Consider the following 16,079-nt stretch of genomic DNA (forward strand, 5'->3'; position numbering starts at 1 on the left):
CGCTCGGTTGCCAGAACATATATTGAACGTATGGCGCAACTCGACACTCGCGAAAAGCTGGCGATCCTGGCCGATGCCGCCAAATATGATGCATCGTGCGCGTCGTCGGGCACTGCCAAGCGCAATTCGCGCGACGGCAAGGGGATTGGATCGACCGAGGGCATGGGCATCTGCCATGCCTATGCACCCGATGGGCGGTGTATCTCGCTTCTGAAAATTCTGTTGACGAACAGCTGCATCTTCGACTGTCATTATTGCATCAACCGCAAATCGTCGAACGTCCGCCGCGCCCGCTTTACCGCGCAGGAAGTCGTGGCGCTGACGCTCAGCTTCTATCGCCGCAACTATATCGAGGGGCTGTTCCTTTCATCGGGGATCATCGGATCGTCCAACTATACGATGGAACAGATCGTCGAGGTCGCGCGGTCGCTGCGTGATGATCATGACTTTCGCGGCTACATCCATCTCAAGACCATTCCCGACGCCGACCCCGAACTGGTCCATTTGGCGGGTGTTTATGCCGACAGGGTGTCGATCAACGTCGAACTGCCGACCGTCGGCGGGCTGAAGCGGTTGGCGCCGGAGAAGTCCGGGTCGCAGATCGAGGGGGCGATGAAGGACGTCGCCCATGCGATCGAGGACGGGCGCGACGCGCGCAAACGCTACAAGTCGGCACCGAAATTCGCGCCAGCGGGTCAGTCGACGCAGATGATTGTCGGCGCCGATGCCGCGACCGATAGCGACATCGTCGGCAAGGCGGCGACATTGTACGACCGCTTCGCGCTGCGCCGTGTCTATTATTCGGCATTCAGCCCGATCCCGGAAGCGTCGGCGGTGCTGCCGCTGCAACGGCCGCCATTGATGCGCGAACATCGGCTGTACCAGTCGGACTGGCTGATGCGCTTCTACGACTATCGCCCCGACGAGGTGCGCGCGGCGGCGGACGATGCGACGGGGATGCTGCCGCTCGATATCGATCCGAAGCTCGCTTGGGCGCTGAAGTTTCGTGATCGCTTTCCGGTCGATGTGAACCGCGCGCCGCGCGAGATGCTGTTGCGCGTGCCGGGGCTGGGTGTGAAGGCGGTCAATGCGATCCTGACCGCGCGACGGTGGCGGCGGCTGGCGCTGGCCGATGTCGCGCGATTGACGGTGTCGATCGCCAAGCTGCGGCCGTTCATCGTCGCCGATGACTGGCGGCCGGTGGTGCTGTCGGACCGCGCCGAGTTGCGGCCAATGGTGGCGCCCAAGAAGGCGGACCAGATGGAGCTGTTCGGCTGACGGTGAAAACCGCTCGCAAGAGAAACCTCCATCCATCGTCGCCGTTGGTCTGGCCGAACCAGCAAAGGAATTCCCCATGGCCGACGCCCGCATCTATGCCGACCTGAAGGCCGATCACGACCGGCACCGCGACCTGCTCCAGCGTATCGACGCGGCGAGCGGCGACGAACGCGCCGAACTGTTCGAGGAGTTCCGCGTCGAGGTATCGGCGCATGCCGCCGCCGAGGAGGAGGCGTTGTACGCGACGATGCTCGCCAATCCCGACCTGCGCGACGAGGCGCGGCATTCGGTGTCCGAGCATAAGGAAATCGACGACTATCTGGGCGAGATCGCCAAGCTCGATCCGGCGAGCAACGAATGGAACCAGCGCTTTGCCGAGATGCGGCACCGCTACGAACATCATATCGACGAGGAAGAGGAAGAAATGTTTCCCGCCGCCGCCAAGGAATTGAGCGACGAGGAGGAAGCGCGGATCGCGACAGTGTTCGAGGAGCGCAAGCCCAAGGAACTGGAGATTGCCGAGTCGTCGGAAGCAGGCGACGATCGCGACTGATGCGCGTCGCAGCGCTGTCGGCGGCGGATGATTTCGACGGGTGGCGCGATGCGGCCCGGTCACTCGCCGCGCAACGCGTCGCGCCGTCGGAGGTGGTGTGGCAGGTCGGCGACCTGCCCACCGATCTGTTTGGCGACGAGGCGATCGTCGACAGCAATGCCCCCGCCCCGCGCGTGCCGCGCCCGTTCATCGATCTGGCGAGGACGGTGGCAATGCATGCCGATCCCGAACGCTTCGCGCTGCTCTATGCGATGCTCACCCGGCTGATCGCCGAGCCGCGGTTGATCGACGACAAGGCCGATCCGGCGCTCCGTCGGCTGGAGGAGATGGCCAAGGCGGTCCGGCGCGACATCCACAAGATGCGGGCGTTCCTGCGGTTCCGGGAGGTCGAAGAGGAGCACAGGACCCGCTTCGTCGCATGGTTCGAACCCGAACATCACATCGTCCGCCACAATGCCCGCTTCTTCGTCGACCGGTTCGCGGCGATGCGCTGGTCGATCCTGACGCCCGAACTATCGCTCCACTGGGATGGCGAGACGCTGAACGAAGGTCCGGCAGCGACCAAGGCCGACGCGCCTGATGGCGATCCGGTCGAGGAAGTGTGGAAGACGTACTACGCATCGATCTTCAATCCCGCCCGGCTGAAAAAGGGCGCGATGCTGAAGGAAATGCCGCGCAAATATTGGAAGAACATGCCCGAAACCGCGCTGGTCCCGGCGCTGATCGCGGGGGCACAGGCACGCGAGGCGGCGATGATCGAGACGGCACGGGCGGCCACTGGCGGCAATAGCGAGGTCGCGTTGGCGGCGCTGCGCGACGAGGCGGCGGGATGCCAGCGCTGCCCACTATGGAAGCCGGCGACGCAGACGGTGTTCGGCGAAGGGCCGGTCGATGCCGACATGATGGTGGTCGGCGAACAGCCGGGCGACCAGGAGGATATGGCCGGGCGGCCGTTCGTGGGGCCGGCGGGGCAGATGTTCGACCGGGCGATGGCCGAGGCGGGGATCGATCGGTCGCGAGTCTATGTCACCAACGCGGTCAAGCATTTCAAGTTCGAGCCGCGCGGGAAACGGCGCATCCATGTCAAGCCCGGCGTGGGGGAGATCGATGCGTGTCGCTGGTGGATCGAACAGGAGCGCGGCATCCTGCGCCCGCGCATGACGGTGGCGTTGGGGGCGACGGCGGCGCGGTCGCTCACCGGCAAGACGGTGACGATTTCGCGCGAGCGCGGACGGGTGCTGACGCTGGCCGATGGCGGGGCGGCGTGGATCACGGTGCATCCCAGCTTCCTGCTGCGGCTGCCGGATAAAATGCAGGTGGAAGAAGAGTTTGCGCGGTTCGTCGAGGATCTGAAGGGCGCGGCGGCAGCGATGGCGTAAGGCCAAAGTTCACTAAGTTCACACTTGCCGCGTTTTCGTTGCGGTGCGTTGCCTTTCTCGAAGTGCACGTCATGCCAGTGGAGGCTGGCATCTCCCCGTCAGGGCGCGGGGCAGGAGCGGCTTGCGATTCCGGCCTTCGCTGGTGCTAGGTTTGAGGGCTGACCGTAGAAAGAACGTTCTCACGTGAAGGCGCGAAGGCGCGGAGATGAAGAAAGGATCTGATCGCGCAAAGGCGCAAAGAGCGCAAAGGGGTCGTGGAGCAGGCGGCTGCGGCTTGTCTGGCGAAGCCCTTCTCCCGTCTTCGGCCTTGTAGAACGAGAGCCGCTGCGCGGCGAGCATGCCCTCTTTGCGTCCTTTGCGCCTCTGCGCGAAAACAATCTTCTTCTTCGTGCCTCCGCGCCTTCGCGTGAACCCATTTCTACCGAACTACCCAGCTTACCCGCTGTAGGAAAATCATTCCGCCCTGGGATGCCACCAGGGTTCGGGACGCGGCAAGGTGATCGCGTCATGCTCGTCCGGCGCTTCGGCGATGGCGCGCAGGCGGTCGAGGTCTTCGGGGGTGTCGATGTCGATCAGTTCGGCAGGCGTGGTCACGACATGGCGACCGGCGCGGACGAGGTCGCGGGCGCCGGCGTCCCCTTCGAGCGATTCGAGGAAATCGAAGCGGCCCGCGCCGAATACGGCCGGGGGACAGGGCTTCGTGCCGTCGCTCGACGCCACTACCGCATCCACATCGTCGCGCGCAGTGTCGAGCAGACGATAGACATGGGCGGCGGTGATGCGCGGCATGTCGGCCAGCGCGATGACCACGCCCTTCGCCCCCTTGGCGCGGGCGGCGCGTAAGCCCAGCTGGACCGAACGCGACATGCCGTCCGCCGGGGCTTCGTTGACGATCACATCGAACCCGCGCGAGGCGAAGTCGAGCGTCGTCCCGTCGATCACCGCGACCCGGCCGAGAAACGGGATCGCCTCCAATGCGGTCACGACATGATAGGCGACCGGTTTGTGCAGGAACGGTTGCGCCAGCTTGTCGGCATCGCCGAAGCGGCGCGAACGCCCCGCCGCCAGCAGGATCAGGACGGCATCTTCAGCGTGCATGAAAGCTCCTTACCATCGCGGCCGCGATCGACAGCGCGATTTCGGACGGGCCGATCGCCCCGATGTCGAGCCCGACCGGGCCGTCGATCCGCTCCAGCCCCTGCGCGCCGACGGCAGTCAGGCGTTCGAGCCGCGCGGCATGGCTGCGCCGCGATCCCAGCGCGCCGATATAGGCGGCGGGGGTCTTCAGCGCCTCGATCAGGGCGGGGTCGTCGATCTTTATATCGTGGCTGAGCGTCACGACGGCGGTGGCGGCGTCGGGTTTCAGTGCCTGCAATGCTTCGTCGGGCCAGCGATCGTCGAGCGTGACGCCGGGGAAGCGTTCCTCGGTCAGGAAGCGCGCACGCGGGTCGATGACGGTGGTGGCGATACCCAGTTCGCGTGCCATGCCGGCCAGTCCCTGCGCAATCTGCACCGCGCCGACGATCAGCAACCGGCGCGGCGGATCGTAGCGATTGGCGAAGGCGCCATCGACCGCACCGACCGTGGTGCGACCGGTGGTGCGATCGGTCGACAGGGTGATCGCCCTTCCCTCCGCCCGCGCCGCGTCGATCGCGTCGAACAGCGCCGGATCGAAGCCTTGCGGGTCGACCCGCTGGACCATCACCTCGATCTCCCCGCCGCACGGCAGGCCGACTTCCCATGCGGCGGCGTCCGCTACGCCGTAGCGCTTGATGACGAAGGGGGCGCCGGCAATGACGTCGGCGGCGGTGGCGAGAATGTCGCTTTCGACGCATCCTCCCGACACCGATCCTTCGAACCGGCCGTCGGCATGGACCAGCATATGGCTGCCGCGCGGGCGGGGTGCGGATCCCCAGGTGGAGGTGACGGTCGCCAGCGCAAGCGGGGCGCCGGCCCAGTCGCGAGCAGCGGTCAGGATGGTGTCGTTATCGGCCATGATATTCCGATGATGGGGGAATTTGGGCGTCGTGGCCAGTGGGTTGGATTGCCCCGCCTCCTTTGGCGTAGCCCCACGCAAGCGGGAGTCCAGAGTACCAAACGCTATCGTTGCTTTGCTTGGCTCTGGACCCCCGCCTGCGCGGGGGTACGGCTCGGGTGGGAGGCGGAGGGCCTAAATCACGTCGAGCACCAGTCCGCGCGCCTTGGCTTCCTCCGCGCCGATATACCAGTTGGCCGGCGCCTTCTCGACCAGTTCCTCGAAGGGGACCTGCGATCCGGCGACGATCGCGCGGAAACCCTCTTCCTCGATCTCGACCGAGGTCTCGATCTCGTGCAGCTTGGCCTTCAGCGTCGCGACCAGCATCTTGAGCGGGCCGGACAATTCGATGGTGCTGGTCATTTGCCGCTCGTGAAGCATCAGGCGCGTGCCCTTGGTCAGGAAGCGTTTGTTGACCGGAAAGGCCGACATGAAAGTCGAGCCGGCGGAATAGACCGCGACCTTGCCGAGGAACAGTGCCTCGCGCCCGGTATAGTCGCGCAACAGGCGGATATCGTCGCCCATGGCGCGAGCGACTTCGGGATCGCCGCCCAGTGTCGAGATCGACACGACCAGCGGGCCGTCGGCCGGCGCATTCTGCACCTGGTTGCGAAAATTCTCGTACATCGCATGGTCGACCGGTCCGGCGAGATGGACGTGCGGGCGGGCGAGCAACGGGTAGTCGTTGACATTGGTGTCGGGCATGGCGGGAGTCCCCCTGTTGTGGTCGGCGGCGGTAACCGGGGGGGCGGGGGTTGGTTCCGGGTTTTCGGGAATTGATTCGTGCGAAGGCGCGAAGGGAGCGAAGCGAAGAGGGGTTCGCGCGGAGACGCGGAGGGTTGTAGCGGGAGGTTGGGCGAGCCTCGCTGCGGCGGTGTGGCTATTCCATCGCCCCGGATTTGGTCGAGACCGTTTGGGAAGGGCAGACGGCGCCAAACCCAAGCCGTACCCCGGCGAAGGCCGGGGTCCAGTTGGGAAGGCTTCGGTAGCTTCCCGACGTCCCCCAACTGGACCCCGGCCTTCGCCCGGGTACGGCCCGGTCAGGTCAGGTCAGGTCAGGGACTTCCCTTCGCGGGACGCTCCGCGTCTCCGCGCCTCCGCGCGAACCTGCCGCTTCTTCGCGCCCTTCGCGCCTTCGCGTGAATCAAAAAAGGGCGACCGGCCGCCAAGCCGATCGCCCTTTTCGAACCAGCGAAGCCGAGTTCAGTAAACCCGCTTCTTCGGCTTGATATACTCGACCTCGTCGGTGAGCGTGTAGTCGTGCACCGGGCGATAATCGATCGCGGTCATGCCGCCATTGCCGCCCCAGCCGTCGAACGACGCGATGGTGTGCTTCATCCAGTTGGCGTCGTCGCGATCGGGGAAATCCTCGTTCACATGCGCGCCGCGGCTTTCCTTGCGGTTCTGCGCCGAACGGATCGTCACCATTGCCTGCGCCAGCAAATTGTCGAGTTCGAGCGTCTCGACCAGATCCGTGTTCCAGATCAGCGACTTGTCGGTGACGTTCACATCGGCGAACGAACGATAGATATCGTCCATCATCGTCACGCCTTCGTTCAGCAGCGCGTCGTCGCGGAACACGGCGCAGTGCTTCTGCATCGTCTTCTGCATGGCGAGGCGGATCTGCGCGGTCGGCTTGCTGCCGCTGGCGTTACGGAACTTGTCGAGGCGCGCGAGCGCGAGGTCGGCCGAATCCTTGGGCAGCGGCTTGTGCGGGGTGTTGGGCTTCAGCGTTTCCTTCAGACGCAAACCGGTCGCGCGGCCGAACACGACCAGATCGATCAGCGAGTTGGAGCCGAGACGGTTGGCGCCGTGTACCGACACGCAGGCCGCTTCGCCGACCGCGAACAGGCCCGGCACGACCGCATCGGGATTGCCGTCCTTTATGGTGACGACTTCGCCGTGATAGTTACAGGGGATACCGCCCATATTGTAATGGACTGTCGGGGTGACCGGCAGCGGCTGGCGGGTCAGGTCGACGCCGGCGAAGATCTTGCCGGTTTCGGTAATGCCCGGCAGGCGTTCGGCCAGCACCTTCGGATCGATATGGTCGAGGTGCAGGAAGATATGGTCGCCGTCCTTGCCGACGCCGCGCCCTTCGCGCATCTCCATCGCCATCGACCGGCTGACGACGTCGCGCGAGGCGAGGTCCTTGGCCGAGGGGGCGTAGCGTTCCATGAACCGCTCGCCATCCTTGTTGGTCAGATACCCGCCCTCGCCGCGTGCACCCTCGGTGATGAGCACACCCGCGCCGTAGATGCCGGTCGGGTGGAACTGGACGAATTCCATGTCCTGCAACGGCAGGCCGGCGCGCAGCACCATGCCGCCACCGTCGCCGGTGCAGCTATGCGCGGAGGTCGCCGAGAAATAGCAGCGGCCATAGCCGCCGGTCGCCAGCACCACCGAATGGGCGCGGAAGCGGTGGATCGACCCGTCTTCCATGCAGAGCGCGATCACGCCACGGCAGACCTTGCCCTCGGGCGTGTCCTCCATGATCAGGTCGAGCGCGAAATATTCGATGAAGAAGTCGGCGTCATACTTCAGCGACTGCTGGTACAGCGCGTGGAGCATGGCATGGCCGGTACGGTCGGCGGCGGCGCAGGTCCGCTGCACCGGGGGGCCTTCGCCCATATTCTGCATGTGACCGCCGAACGGCCGCTGATAGATCGTCCCGTCCTCGTTGCGGCTGAACGGCACGCCGGCATGTTCCAGCTCGATCACCGCCGCCGGGGCCTCGCGGACCATATATTCGATCGCGTCCTGATCGCCGAGCCAGTCCGACCCCTTGACCGTGTCGTACATGTGCCACGTCCAGTGATCGGGCGTGTTGTTGCCGAGCGACGCGGCGATACCGCCCTGCGCCGCCACGGTGTGCGACCGGGTCGGAAACACCTTGGTGATGCAGGCGGTCTTCAGCCCCGCCTCGGCGCTGCCCATGGTGGCGCGCAGGCCCGAACCACCCGCACCCACGACGACGACGTCATAGGTGTGGTCGATGATCTTGTAAGCGTCGGTGGCCATTATTCGGGCGTCCCGGTGAAAGCGATACGGAGGATCGAAAAGGCGGCAAGCAGCCAGCCCGCGCCATAGACGAGGTTTAGCACGACCAGCGCGACGACGCGCGTTTCGTCATGCTGATAATCCTCGATCACGGTCTGCAGGCCCATCTTGGCATGATAAAAGACCGAGGTGGCGAGCAGCAGCAGCGGCACCGCGCCCCAAGCCGACGACACCCAGCCATAGACGGTGTCGTAATCATAGGATGGCAGCAGCGCGAGCGAGAGGACGAACCACAGCATGAGGACGAGGTTCGAAATCGCCGTCAGCCGTTGATGCCAGAAATGATGCGCGCCGGCCTTTGCCGATCCGAGGCCGCGGACGCGACCGATGCTGGTTCCGTTACCCATTACTGCTTCCCCACCAGCAGCCACGCCCACAGCGCCGCGGTGGCGCAGGCGGCGAAGACGATCGTCGCGACCGCCGTCTTGCGGTTGCTGTTCAGTTCGAAATTGGCGCCGATATCCATGAAGAAATGGCGCACGCCGTTGCCGATATGCTGGAACAGCGCGAAGCTGAGGCCGATGCCGACGACATAGCCGATAATCGCGAACGGCCCGGTGAACCACGACAGGAACCGCGCATAGCTGTCCTCGCCCCCGGCCAACGCGGCCAGCCACCACACCAACAGCGCGAGGCCGACGGTGCCCATGGCGACGCCAGTGGCGCGGTGCAGGATCGACACCAGCATATTGGGACCCCAGCGCCAAATCTGAAGATGCGGCGATGTCGGGCGGGCTTTGGGGCGGACCATGGCCAAGTCGGGCGTTCCTCAGGCAGTGCGACCGCGTGCAGATACGGTCTTCCAGCGATTGTCGCCTATCTACGCACCCCACCCGCCGATGCAAGTGCGCATCCTCGAAACGCCATTCCGCATGCGGGTGGTCAACGGACTGTTAACGCCTGCCCGGTACCAACGGCGCTGCGCATCGGTCCAGCGGGCCACGTCGCGCAGGGGAACAGGGGATTCGCAACGTGCCGACCAAGACACTTCCTGCAGCCGAAAGCGTCAGCCGGACGATCGATTTGCAGGAGCGCCTTCGGCTGTTCAACATCTCGTCGGCCGATGTCGAGGCCGCCCGCGCGCTGTGGCAGGTCATCGAACCCGAAGCGAACCTGATCGCCGCCGCGCATTTCGACCAGTCGCAAAAGGTCGGCGGACGCAACAGCATGTCGAACGACTATGCGCGGATGATCGAACTGGGCGTCAATTACCTGCGCAACCGGCTCACCAACCTCACCGGGCTCGCCTGGGTCGAGTCGTGTGAACGGACGATTGCGCGGGCGTTCTCGAACGACGTGCCGCTGACCGCGATCCTGTCGATGGGCGACGCGGGCGCACGCACGATGCTGGAGGTGTTGCGCCGCGGGATCGCCGACGAAACGGGCTTCCGCGACGCCGCCGAACTGCTGTTCCGGCTGCGCTCGCTCGAATGCGAAGTGTTCGTGTCGCTTTACAATGCCTATGCGCAACATGACCTGCAGGACTCGCGCGACCGGCTGGCGCACGAGTTCCGCGACAATATCGGTGCGACCGTCGAACGTGCGAGCCGCGAAAGTGATTCGCTGCGCGTCCACGCCACCCGCACCTCGGCCAGTGCGCGCGGGATGCTGGGCAAGGCGTCCGAAGTCGCCGCCGCCGCCGAGCAATCGGCAGTCGCGATGCGCGAGGCGGCCGCCACCGCCGCCGGGCTGATCCGTGCGATCGAGGATGCGCGGACCGAAGTGGAGGCCGCTGCGGAGATCGCGACGCGCGCGTCCGTCCAGGCGGGTACCGCGGTCGGCATGTCCGAAACGCTGTCGGACCATGCCAAGTCGATCGAATCGATCCTCGGCCTGATCCGCGACATCGCCGGGCAGACCAATTTGCTCGCGCTCAACGCCACGATCGAAGCGGCCCGCGCGGGCGATGCCGGACGCGGCTTCGCAGTGGTGGCGCAGGAGGTGAAGAGCCTCGCCAGCCAGACCGCCCGCGCGACCGACGACATCGCCGCCAAGATCGCGGCGATCCAGGCGGCGACGCGCTCGACCGTCGAGACCAACGCATCGATCCGCGCGACCGTCAGCGAAGTGCAGGAAAGCGCCAACCGCATTCGCGGCGCGATGGAAGTGCAGGCACAGACCGTAACCGCGATCACCGCCGCCGTCGACGAAACCGCGCTCGCCGCCGATTCGATGTCGTCGACCATCGCCACGATCCGCGAGGATACCGAAACCGTCGCGTCGGAAATCGACCGCGTCGGCGACGGCTTCACCGCGCTCGACGGTGAACTGGGGTCGTTGAAGACCAGCACGGTCGATTTCATCGGCAAGGTCGCCGCATAGGGACAGTAGCAGTGCGGGCGGTCCGCGGTGCGTCGCCCCGTTGCCCCCTGCTCCGCCGCCGCCTACACGGCGGGGCATGGCTCATATTCTCCTGACCGGCGGATCGCGCGGTATCGGTGCGGCGATCGCCGACCGGCTGCGCGACGCCCATAGCATTGCCGTCCAGTCGACCGGCGGCGACCTGCCCGCCGACTTCGCCGATCCCGCCGCGCCTGCCGATCTGTGGGCCCGTGCGCTCGACCGGCTGGACGGGCGGATCGACATTCTCATCAACAATGCCGGCGTGTTCGAGGCGAACCCGATCGAACAGTCAGACGACGACTGGGTCGCGGCATGGGAACGGACGCTGCGCATCAACCTGACCGCCGCGGCCGAGCTCAGCCGGCTGGCGGTGCGCCACTGGCAAGAGCAGGGCATTCCCGGCCGCATCGTCAACATCGCCAGCCGCGCCGCGCACCGGGGCGATTCGCCCGCGCACTGGCATTACGCCGCGGCCAAGGCCGGCATGGTCGCGATGACCAAGACCATCGCCCGCGCCTATGCCCGGGAGCGCATCCTCGCCTTCGCCATCTGCCCCGGCTTCACCATGACCGGTATGGCCGAGGATTATGTGGCTAGTCGCGGCGGCGACAAGCTGCTGGCCGATATTCCGCTGGGGCGGGTGGCGATGCCCGACGAAGTGGCGGTGATGGCGGCGTTCTGCGCGACCGACGCGCCCGAATCGATGACCGGCGCGGTGCTCGACGTCAACGGCGCGAGCTATGTCCGATGAGCTGGAAACTGACCCTGCCCTGCACCCGCGCCGAGGCCGAGGCGATCGATGCCGCCGAAGATTTCGGCATCGATCCGGCGCCCGTGCTGATGACCACCGAGACGGTCGAAGACGATACCGAGACGTGGCGGCTCGATGCCTATTTCGAGGCCGAACCGGACGACGCCGCGATCGCCGCGATCGCGGCTTTGGTGCCGAGTGCTGCCGGACAGGCGCCGCAGATCGAGGCGCTGGGTGACGAGGACTGGGTGACGATGAGCCAGGCTGGGCTGGAGCCGCTGTCGGTAGGGCGCTTCTATGTCCATACCGCCGCGCAGGCGGGGGACGTGCCGGCGGGCAAGCGGGCGTTCCTGATCGATGCCGGCCGCGCGTTCGGCACCGGCCATCACGAGACGACCAGCGGCTGTCTGGCGATGCTCGACCGGCTGGCGGGCGAGACGTTCGCCAATGCGATCGACCTGGGCACCGGCACGGGGTTGCTGGCATTCGCGGCACGTGAATTGTGGCCCGAGGCGCGGGTGATCGCAACCGATATCGATCCGGTGGCGATCGACGTGACCGCCGAGAATGCCCGGCTGAATGCGGTCGCGCGGGTCGAGTTGGTTGTGGCGGACGGGGCTTTGTCCGACGCGATCACGGCAGCGGCACCCTATGACCTGTTGATCGCCAACATCCTTGCGGGGCCGTTGATTTCGATGGCGCCCGAGGTAGCGGCGATCGCCGCGCCAGGGGCGACGATCGTGCTGGCCGGGTTGCTGGAGACGCAGCGCGGCGATGTCGTCGCGGCCTATGCGGCGTGCTGTTGCGTGCTTGAGGAAGTCGACCGGCGCGGCGACTGGAGTGTGCTGCGACTGACGGCGGGGACGGAGCGATTCGTACCAACCGGGCCGATCGATCCGAAGGGCCGCGACGGCTGGGCATTGGACCTCTGAAATCCTCGCCGCGGAGCGGGAGAATTTAAAGTTTGGACCTCGCATAATCCTGTGTGCCTTCGGTCAGCACGACATCCTCGGGCAGGATTTCATCCACCGCGATATCGCGCTCATCCCGAATCGAGTCGTACACCGGCGCGAAGTCAGTCTCGACCGTCAGCCGCAACAGTTCGTCGAAGCTGGGAATGACGAAATAAGTCTGCTGGAAATCGTCGATCCGGTAATCGGTGCGCATGACGCGCGCCAGATCGAGCATGATCCGGTTGGGGCTGGGATCGTCGAGCGAGAAGCGGGTTTCCGACGCGCTCGACACGATACCTGCGCCATAGATGCGCAAGCCATCGGCTTCCTGCACCAGCCCGAATTCGACCGTGTACCAGTAGAGCCGCGCCAGCTGCTTGAGCGAGCCGAGTTCAAGCGCGCGCAGGCCGCCGCGGCCGTATGCCGCGAGATAATCGGCGAACACCGGATCGGCGAGCATCGGCACATGACCGAACACGTCGTGGAAGACGTCGGGTTCCTGCAGATAATCGAGTTGGTCGGGGCGGCGGATGAAATTGCCGGCGACGAAGCGGCGATTGGCCATATGGGTGAAGAACACGTCGTCGGGGACCAGCCCCGGTACCGCCACGACGCGCCAGCCGGTCAGCGCTTCCAGCCGGTCGGACAATTCCTCAAAATCGGGAATGCCGGATTCGGACAGTTTCAACGCGTCCAGCCCGCGCAGGAACGCATCCGACGCGCGACCGGGCAGCAATTGCATCTGCCGCGCGTACAGCGTGTCCCAGATGGCGTGATCCTCGGCGCTATAGGCGTCCCATCCCTGCGGGATCGTCCAGTCGGCATTGGCGCCCTCGGGCGGGCGGTCGAGCACATGGGTATCACTGGCCATCCGCAACTAGTAGCATGGGGAACGATGCTACGGAAATGGTCCCTTCGATTGTGCGGTCTGGTCGGCACCGTGCTGCTGGTCGTGCTCGGGTATTTTGCGGCCGGGCTGATCGGCGGGGCGATCCCGGCCGGATCGGGCGAGATGCTGCCCGAACAAGGCATCCGCATCTATGTCGAGGATAACGGCATCCATACCGGCATCGTCCTGCCCAAACACGCGGCCGGCCAGTCGTTCGACGATTTGGTACGGGCGGACGATCTGGCCGATCCGCGCTATGCCGGCCATGGCTGGCTGTCGATCGGCTGGGGCGAGCGCGGCTTCTATCTCGGCACGCCGACCTGGTCGGATGTGAAGCCGGCAACGATCCTTGCCGCCGCGACCGGCAGCGATGCGGTAGTGATGCACGTCGGGCATCTACCCGAACCGAGGGGCGAGCCTGGCGTCTATCCGGTAACGCTGTCGGCCGACCAGTATCGGCGGCTGGTCACCTTTATCCGCGCGAGCTTTGCGCCCGGGCAGTCGGTGCAGGGCTATGGACCGTCCGACGCCTTCTATGTCGCGCGCGGGCGGTACAGCGCCGTGCATACGTGCAATGCATGGACCGGGGCCGCGCTCAGAGCGGCGGGGGTGCCGATGGGGGCATGGACGCCGTTTCCGGTGACGGTTACGACCTGGCTGTGACCAGCCTCGCCCCGCCGCCGATCGGACGCTTCGTGATCGAGACGCCGCGCGCGGCGATCGCGCTGGCGGGGGTGCCGTTCGGATGGCGGCGGGCGCTGGCGGGGGCACCGCGCGCGAAGGGCGAGCCGGTGATGGTGCTGCCCGGATTGTTCAACAGCGATCGCTCGAACACCCTCCTGCGCCGGTATCTGAGGGAGCTTGGCCACGACGCGCATGGCTGGGAACTAGGGCGCAATTTCGGGCAGCGCAGCATTGGGCCGGACGGCACCGATCTGTTCACGCGGATCGATGCCGTCGCGCAGGCCAGCGGGCGGCCGGTGGCGCTGGTCGGGGTCAGCTTCGGCGGAATCATGGCGCGCTTCGCGGCGCATCGCCGGCCCGACCTGGTCGAACAGGTGGTGACCGTCGCCAGCCCCTATGCCGGGCCGGCGCGGTCGACCCATGTCTGGCGGCTGTACGAATGGATCAGCGGCGAGTCGGTCGACGATCCGGCGGTGCTGGCGCTGGCCGAGGAGGTTCGCCGCCCCCTGCCCGTCCCGGCCACCGCGATCTGGAGCGCCAGCGACGGGCTGGTCAACGGCATGGGCTGCCATGTGCCGGGCGAACCCGGCTGCCGCGCGGTCGAAGTGGTGAGCAGCCATTATGGCGTGCAGACCCGGCTGGTGGTGCTGCGCGCGGTGGCGGAGGCGCTGGCGGGGAACAGAGACACCGCCACCGTTCGTCCTGAGTAGCCACTGAGCTTGTCGAAGGGGCGTATCGAAGGACGGTGGCAGGTGCTTCGATACGGGTCTTCGACTTCGGTGCGAAGCACCGAAGCCTGTCCTGAGCGCCTGCCGCAGGCAGGCAGTCGAAGGGCTCAGCCCCTACTCAGCGCGAACGGTTTCGGTTTGTCGGCTCAATCGTCGTCGTCGCGCTCGCGCCGCCGCCTTGCTTCTTCCTTGCGCATCTCGCGGCCTTCGCGGGCTTCCTTCTTGCGCATCTTGCGGCCGTAATTTCGGTCGGCTTCCGACTGGCTGGTCGTCGTCCAATCGATCACCTGCGCCCCGGCGCGGACCGGCGCGGTCGCGACGTTCCACACCGTGCTGACGCAGCCCCCGGTCAGCGGCGCCAGCGCCAGCATCACCCACCCCAATCGCATCGGTCGTCCTTCAATATGGTTTGTCGCGGATCTGTGCCCCGATTAACGGAAAATCGGTGAAGAAACCATCGACGCCCGCCGCGACCGCGTCGGCGATCTCCTGCCCCACCCGGCCATGGGCTTCCGGGCCGCCGGGTACGCGATAGACTTCGGGCAGGAAGGCGTTTTCGGCGCGATAGGTCCAGGGGTGGACGCGCAAGCCCGCGACGTGCGCGTCATGGACCAACGGCTTGCCCACGCCGACCATCGATTTGTTCGGCCCGATCCCGAAGGCATAGGTCGCGACCGCCTTCAGCCCGGCAGGAGTCGCCATCGTCCGGTAGCTATCGACCGCGTGGTCGGCCGGGCCACCCTCCCCGTCCATCAACTGGATCAGGCGGATGCCGGTCAGCTTCTTGAGTGCTTTCAGGTTGTCGACTTCGAACGACTGGATGAACACCGGCGCCTGTGCGCTGTCCCACCCGGCGGCACGCAGTTCGCGGACGAGATGCGCCTCCATCGGATGGCCGATCGACGCGAAATAGCTGGGATGCTTGGTTTCGGGATAGATGCCGATCGTCCGCCCGGTCTGCGCAGTGGCACGCTTGGCAAGGGCGATGATCTCAGCGAGGGTCGGAATCGGCTGCTGCCCGTCATAGCGGGTGTTGTCGGGTCGAAGCTGCGGCAGGCGTTCCTTCGCGCGCAGCGTGCGCAGTTCAGCCAGCGTGAAATCCTCGGTAAACCAGCCGGTGATCGGTTGCCCGTCGATCGTCTTCGTCGTGCGGCGGCCGGCGAATTCGGGATGGGCGGCGACGTCGGTCGTGCCCGAAATCTCGTTTTCGTGGCGGGCGACGAACACATCGTCCTTCGTCAGCACCAGATCGGGTTCGATGAAATCGGAACCTTGTTCGATCGCCAGTTCGTACGCGGCGAGCGTGTGTTCGGGGCGCGATCCGCTGGCGCCGCGATGCGCGATCACGATCGGAGTCGCATCCAGTGGTCGTTCCTCGGCCATCGCGCCTGCTCCTAACATCGCCGCCATTACCAACCCCAACATC

General features: G+C 66.0%; 17 protein-coding genes. 8 read left to right on the forward strand and 9 right to left on the reverse strand.

Features of this window, described 5'->3' with window-relative positions:
* Nucleotides 1–30 precede the first annotated feature (30 nt).
* The 3 genes from AAIO73_RS06710 to AAIO73_RS06720 all read left to right on the forward strand — a co-directional run bounded on the left by AAIO73_RS06710 (nt 31) and on the right by AAIO73_RS06720 (nt 3,210).
* Nucleotides 31–1,278 (forward strand): putative DNA modification/repair radical SAM protein, encoded by a 1,248-nt coding sequence (locus AAIO73_RS06710; RefSeq protein WP_345876975.1) that lies wholly within the window; start codon nt 31–33, stop codon nt 1,276–1,278.
* Nucleotides 1,279–1,354: 76 nt separating this feature from the next.
* Complete coding sequence (locus AAIO73_RS06715; protein ID WP_345876976.1) at nt 1,355–1,831, forward strand: hemerythrin domain-containing protein; 477 nt, start codon at nt 1,355–1,357, stop codon at nt 1,829–1,831.
* Nucleotides 1,831–3,210, forward strand: coding sequence for a UdgX family uracil-DNA binding protein (locus tag AAIO73_RS06720; RefSeq protein ID WP_345876977.1), 1,380 nt, complete (start codon nt 1,831–1,833; stop codon nt 3,208–3,210). Before AAIO73_RS06715 ends, AAIO73_RS06720 begins: the two co-directional genes overlap by 1 nt.
* Before the next feature lie 453 nt (nt 3,211–3,663).
* Here AAIO73_RS06720 and AAIO73_RS06725 read toward each other — a convergent pair whose 3' ends face one another.
* The 6 genes from AAIO73_RS06725 to sdhC all read right to left on the reverse strand — a co-directional run bounded on the left by AAIO73_RS06725 (nt 3,664) and on the right by sdhC (nt 9,062).
* Nucleotides 3,664–4,308 (reverse strand): nucleotidyltransferase family protein, encoded by a 645-nt coding sequence (locus AAIO73_RS06725; RefSeq protein WP_345876978.1) that lies wholly within the window; start codon nt 4,306–4,308, stop codon nt 3,664–3,666.
* On the reverse strand, nt 4,298–5,206 hold the full coding sequence (locus AAIO73_RS06730) for an XdhC family protein (protein WP_345876979.1): 909 nt from the start codon (nt 5,204–5,206) through the stop codon (nt 4,298–4,300). The genes AAIO73_RS06725 and AAIO73_RS06730 overlap by 11 nt, the downstream gene beginning before the upstream one ends.
* Before the next feature lie 174 nt (nt 5,207–5,380).
* Nucleotides 5,381–5,950, reverse strand: coding sequence for an ATP-dependent Clp protease proteolytic subunit (locus tag AAIO73_RS06735; RefSeq protein WP_345876980.1), 570 nt, complete (start codon nt 5,948–5,950; stop codon nt 5,381–5,383).
* A gap of 498 nt (nt 5,951–6,448) precedes the next feature.
* Nucleotides 6,449–8,266, reverse strand: a complete 1,818-nt coding sequence (gene sdhA / locus AAIO73_RS06740; RefSeq protein ID WP_242120590.1) for a succinate dehydrogenase flavoprotein subunit — start codon at nt 8,264–8,266, stop codon at nt 6,449–6,451.
* Complete coding sequence (gene sdhD / locus AAIO73_RS06745) at nt 8,266–8,652, reverse strand: succinate dehydrogenase, hydrophobic membrane anchor protein (RefSeq protein WP_345876981.1); 387 nt, start codon at nt 8,650–8,652, stop codon at nt 8,266–8,268. Before sdhD ends, sdhA begins: the two co-directional genes overlap by 1 nt.
* The gene (gene sdhC, locus AAIO73_RS06750) at nt 8,652–9,062 is read right to left on the reverse strand and encodes a succinate dehydrogenase, cytochrome b556 subunit (RefSeq protein ID WP_526023773.1); all 411 of its coding nucleotides are present in this window, start codon (nt 9,060–9,062) and stop codon (nt 8,652–8,654) included. The genes sdhD and sdhC overlap by 1 nt, the downstream gene beginning before the upstream one ends.
* Nucleotides 9,063–9,277: 215 nt before the next feature.
* Here sdhC and AAIO73_RS06755 point away from each other — a divergent pair, with 215 nt between their 5' ends.
* The 3 genes from AAIO73_RS06755 (at nt 9,278) to AAIO73_RS06765 (ending at nt 12,331) form a co-directional block, all read left to right on the forward strand.
* Entirely contained in the window at nt 9,278–10,627 is a 1,350-nt protein-coding gene (locus AAIO73_RS06755; RefSeq protein WP_345876983.1) for a methyl-accepting chemotaxis protein, read from the forward strand.
* A gap of 76 nt (nt 10,628–10,703) precedes the next feature.
* Nucleotides 10,704–11,399 carry an SDR family NAD(P)-dependent oxidoreductase gene (locus tag AAIO73_RS06760; protein ID WP_345876984.1) on the forward strand — a complete coding sequence of 232 codons (696 nt, stop codon included), beginning with the start codon at nt 10,704–10,706 and terminating at the stop codon, nt 11,397–11,399.
* A complete protein-coding gene (locus AAIO73_RS06765) occupies nt 11,396–12,331 on the forward strand; it encodes a 50S ribosomal protein L11 methyltransferase (protein ID WP_345876985.1) in 936 nt (311 codons plus the stop codon). Before AAIO73_RS06760 ends, AAIO73_RS06765 begins: the two co-directional genes overlap by 4 nt.
* A gap of 25 nt (nt 12,332–12,356) precedes the next feature.
* Here the strand turns inward: AAIO73_RS06765 and phhA are convergent, their stop codons facing one another.
* Nucleotides 12,357–13,223, reverse strand: coding sequence for a phenylalanine 4-monooxygenase (gene phhA, locus AAIO73_RS06770; RefSeq protein ID WP_345876986.1), 867 nt, complete (start codon nt 13,221–13,223; stop codon nt 12,357–12,359).
* Between the two features lie 48 nt (nt 13,224–13,271).
* Here phhA and AAIO73_RS06775 point away from each other — a divergent pair, with 48 nt between their 5' ends.
* Both AAIO73_RS06775 and AAIO73_RS06780 read left to right on the forward strand, forming a co-directional pair.
* Nucleotides 13,272–13,904, forward strand: coding sequence for a TIGR02117 family protein (locus AAIO73_RS06775; protein ID WP_345876987.1), 633 nt, complete (start codon nt 13,272–13,274; stop codon nt 13,902–13,904).
* Nucleotides 13,865–14,635, forward strand: coding sequence for an alpha/beta hydrolase (locus tag AAIO73_RS06780; RefSeq protein ID WP_345876988.1), 771 nt, complete (start codon nt 13,865–13,867; stop codon nt 14,633–14,635). Before AAIO73_RS06775 ends, AAIO73_RS06780 begins: the two co-directional genes overlap by 40 nt.
* Before the next feature lie 164 nt (nt 14,636–14,799).
* Here the strand turns inward: AAIO73_RS06780 and AAIO73_RS06785 are convergent, their stop codons facing one another.
* On the reverse strand, nt 14,800–15,024 hold the full coding sequence (locus AAIO73_RS06785; protein WP_526023781.1) for a hypothetical protein: 225 nt from the start codon (nt 15,022–15,024) through the stop codon (nt 14,800–14,802).
* Nucleotides 15,025–15,052: 28 nt separating this feature from the next.
* Entirely contained in the window at nt 15,053–16,063 is a 1,011-nt protein-coding gene (locus tag AAIO73_RS06790) for a glycerophosphodiester phosphodiesterase (protein ID WP_526023782.1), read from the reverse strand.
* Between the last annotated feature and the right edge of the window lie 16 nt (nt 16,064–16,079).

The sequence above is a fragment of the Sphingomonas epibiotica genome (genome assembly GCF_039615155.1).
Classification (GTDB): Bacteria; Pseudomonadota; Alphaproteobacteria; order Sphingomonadales; family Sphingomonadaceae; genus Sphingomonas.

Excerpts from the sequence above, each read along its gene's own strand:
- AAIO73_RS06710 (WP_345876975.1), top strand. The coding sequence starts at position 31 with ATGGCGCAACTCGACACTCGCGAAAAGCTGGCGATCCTGGCCGATGCC.
- AAIO73_RS06715 (WP_345876976.1), top strand. The coding sequence starts at position 1,355 with ATGGCCGACGCCCGCATCTATGCCGACCTGAAGGCCGATCACGACCGG.
- AAIO73_RS06720 (WP_345876977.1), top strand. The coding sequence starts at position 1,831 with ATGCGCGTCGCAGCGCTGTCGGCGGCGGATGATTTCGACGGGTGGCGC.
- AAIO73_RS06725 (WP_345876978.1), bottom strand. The coding sequence starts at position 4,308 with ATGCACGCTGAAGATGCCGTCCTGATCCTGCTGGCGGCGGGGCGTTCG.
- AAIO73_RS06730 (WP_345876979.1), bottom strand. The coding sequence starts at position 5,206 with ATGGCCGATAACGACACCATCCTGACCGCTGCTCGCGACTGGGCCGGC.
- AAIO73_RS06735 (WP_345876980.1), bottom strand. The coding sequence starts at position 5,950 with ATGCCCGACACCAATGTCAACGACTACCCGTTGCTCGCCCGCCCGCAC.
- sdhA (WP_242120590.1), bottom strand. The coding sequence starts at position 8,266 with ATGGCCACCGACGCTTACAAGATCATCGACCACACCTATGACGTCGTC.
- sdhD (WP_345876981.1), bottom strand. The coding sequence starts at position 8,652 with ATGGGTAACGGAACCAGCATCGGTCGCGTCCGCGGCCTCGGATCGGCA.
- AAIO73_RS06760 (WP_345876984.1), top strand. The coding sequence starts at position 10,704 with ATGGCTCATATTCTCCTGACCGGCGGATCGCGCGGTATCGGTGCGGCG.
- AAIO73_RS06765 (WP_345876985.1), top strand. The coding sequence starts at position 11,396 with ATGAGCTGGAAACTGACCCTGCCCTGCACCCGCGCCGAGGCCGAGGCG.
- phhA (WP_345876986.1), bottom strand. The coding sequence starts at position 13,223 with ATGGCCAGTGATACCCATGTGCTCGACCGCCCGCCCGAGGGCGCCAAT.
- AAIO73_RS06780 (WP_345876988.1), top strand. The coding sequence starts at position 13,865 with ATGGACGCCGTTTCCGGTGACGGTTACGACCTGGCTGTGACCAGCCTC.
- AAIO73_RS06785 (WP_526023781.1), bottom strand. The coding sequence starts at position 15,024 with ATGCTGGCGCTGGCGCCGCTGACCGGGGGCTGCGTCAGCACGGTGTGG.
- AAIO73_RS06790 (WP_526023782.1), bottom strand. The coding sequence starts at position 16,063 with ATGGCGGCGATGTTAGGAGCAGGCGCGATGGCCGAGGAACGACCACTG.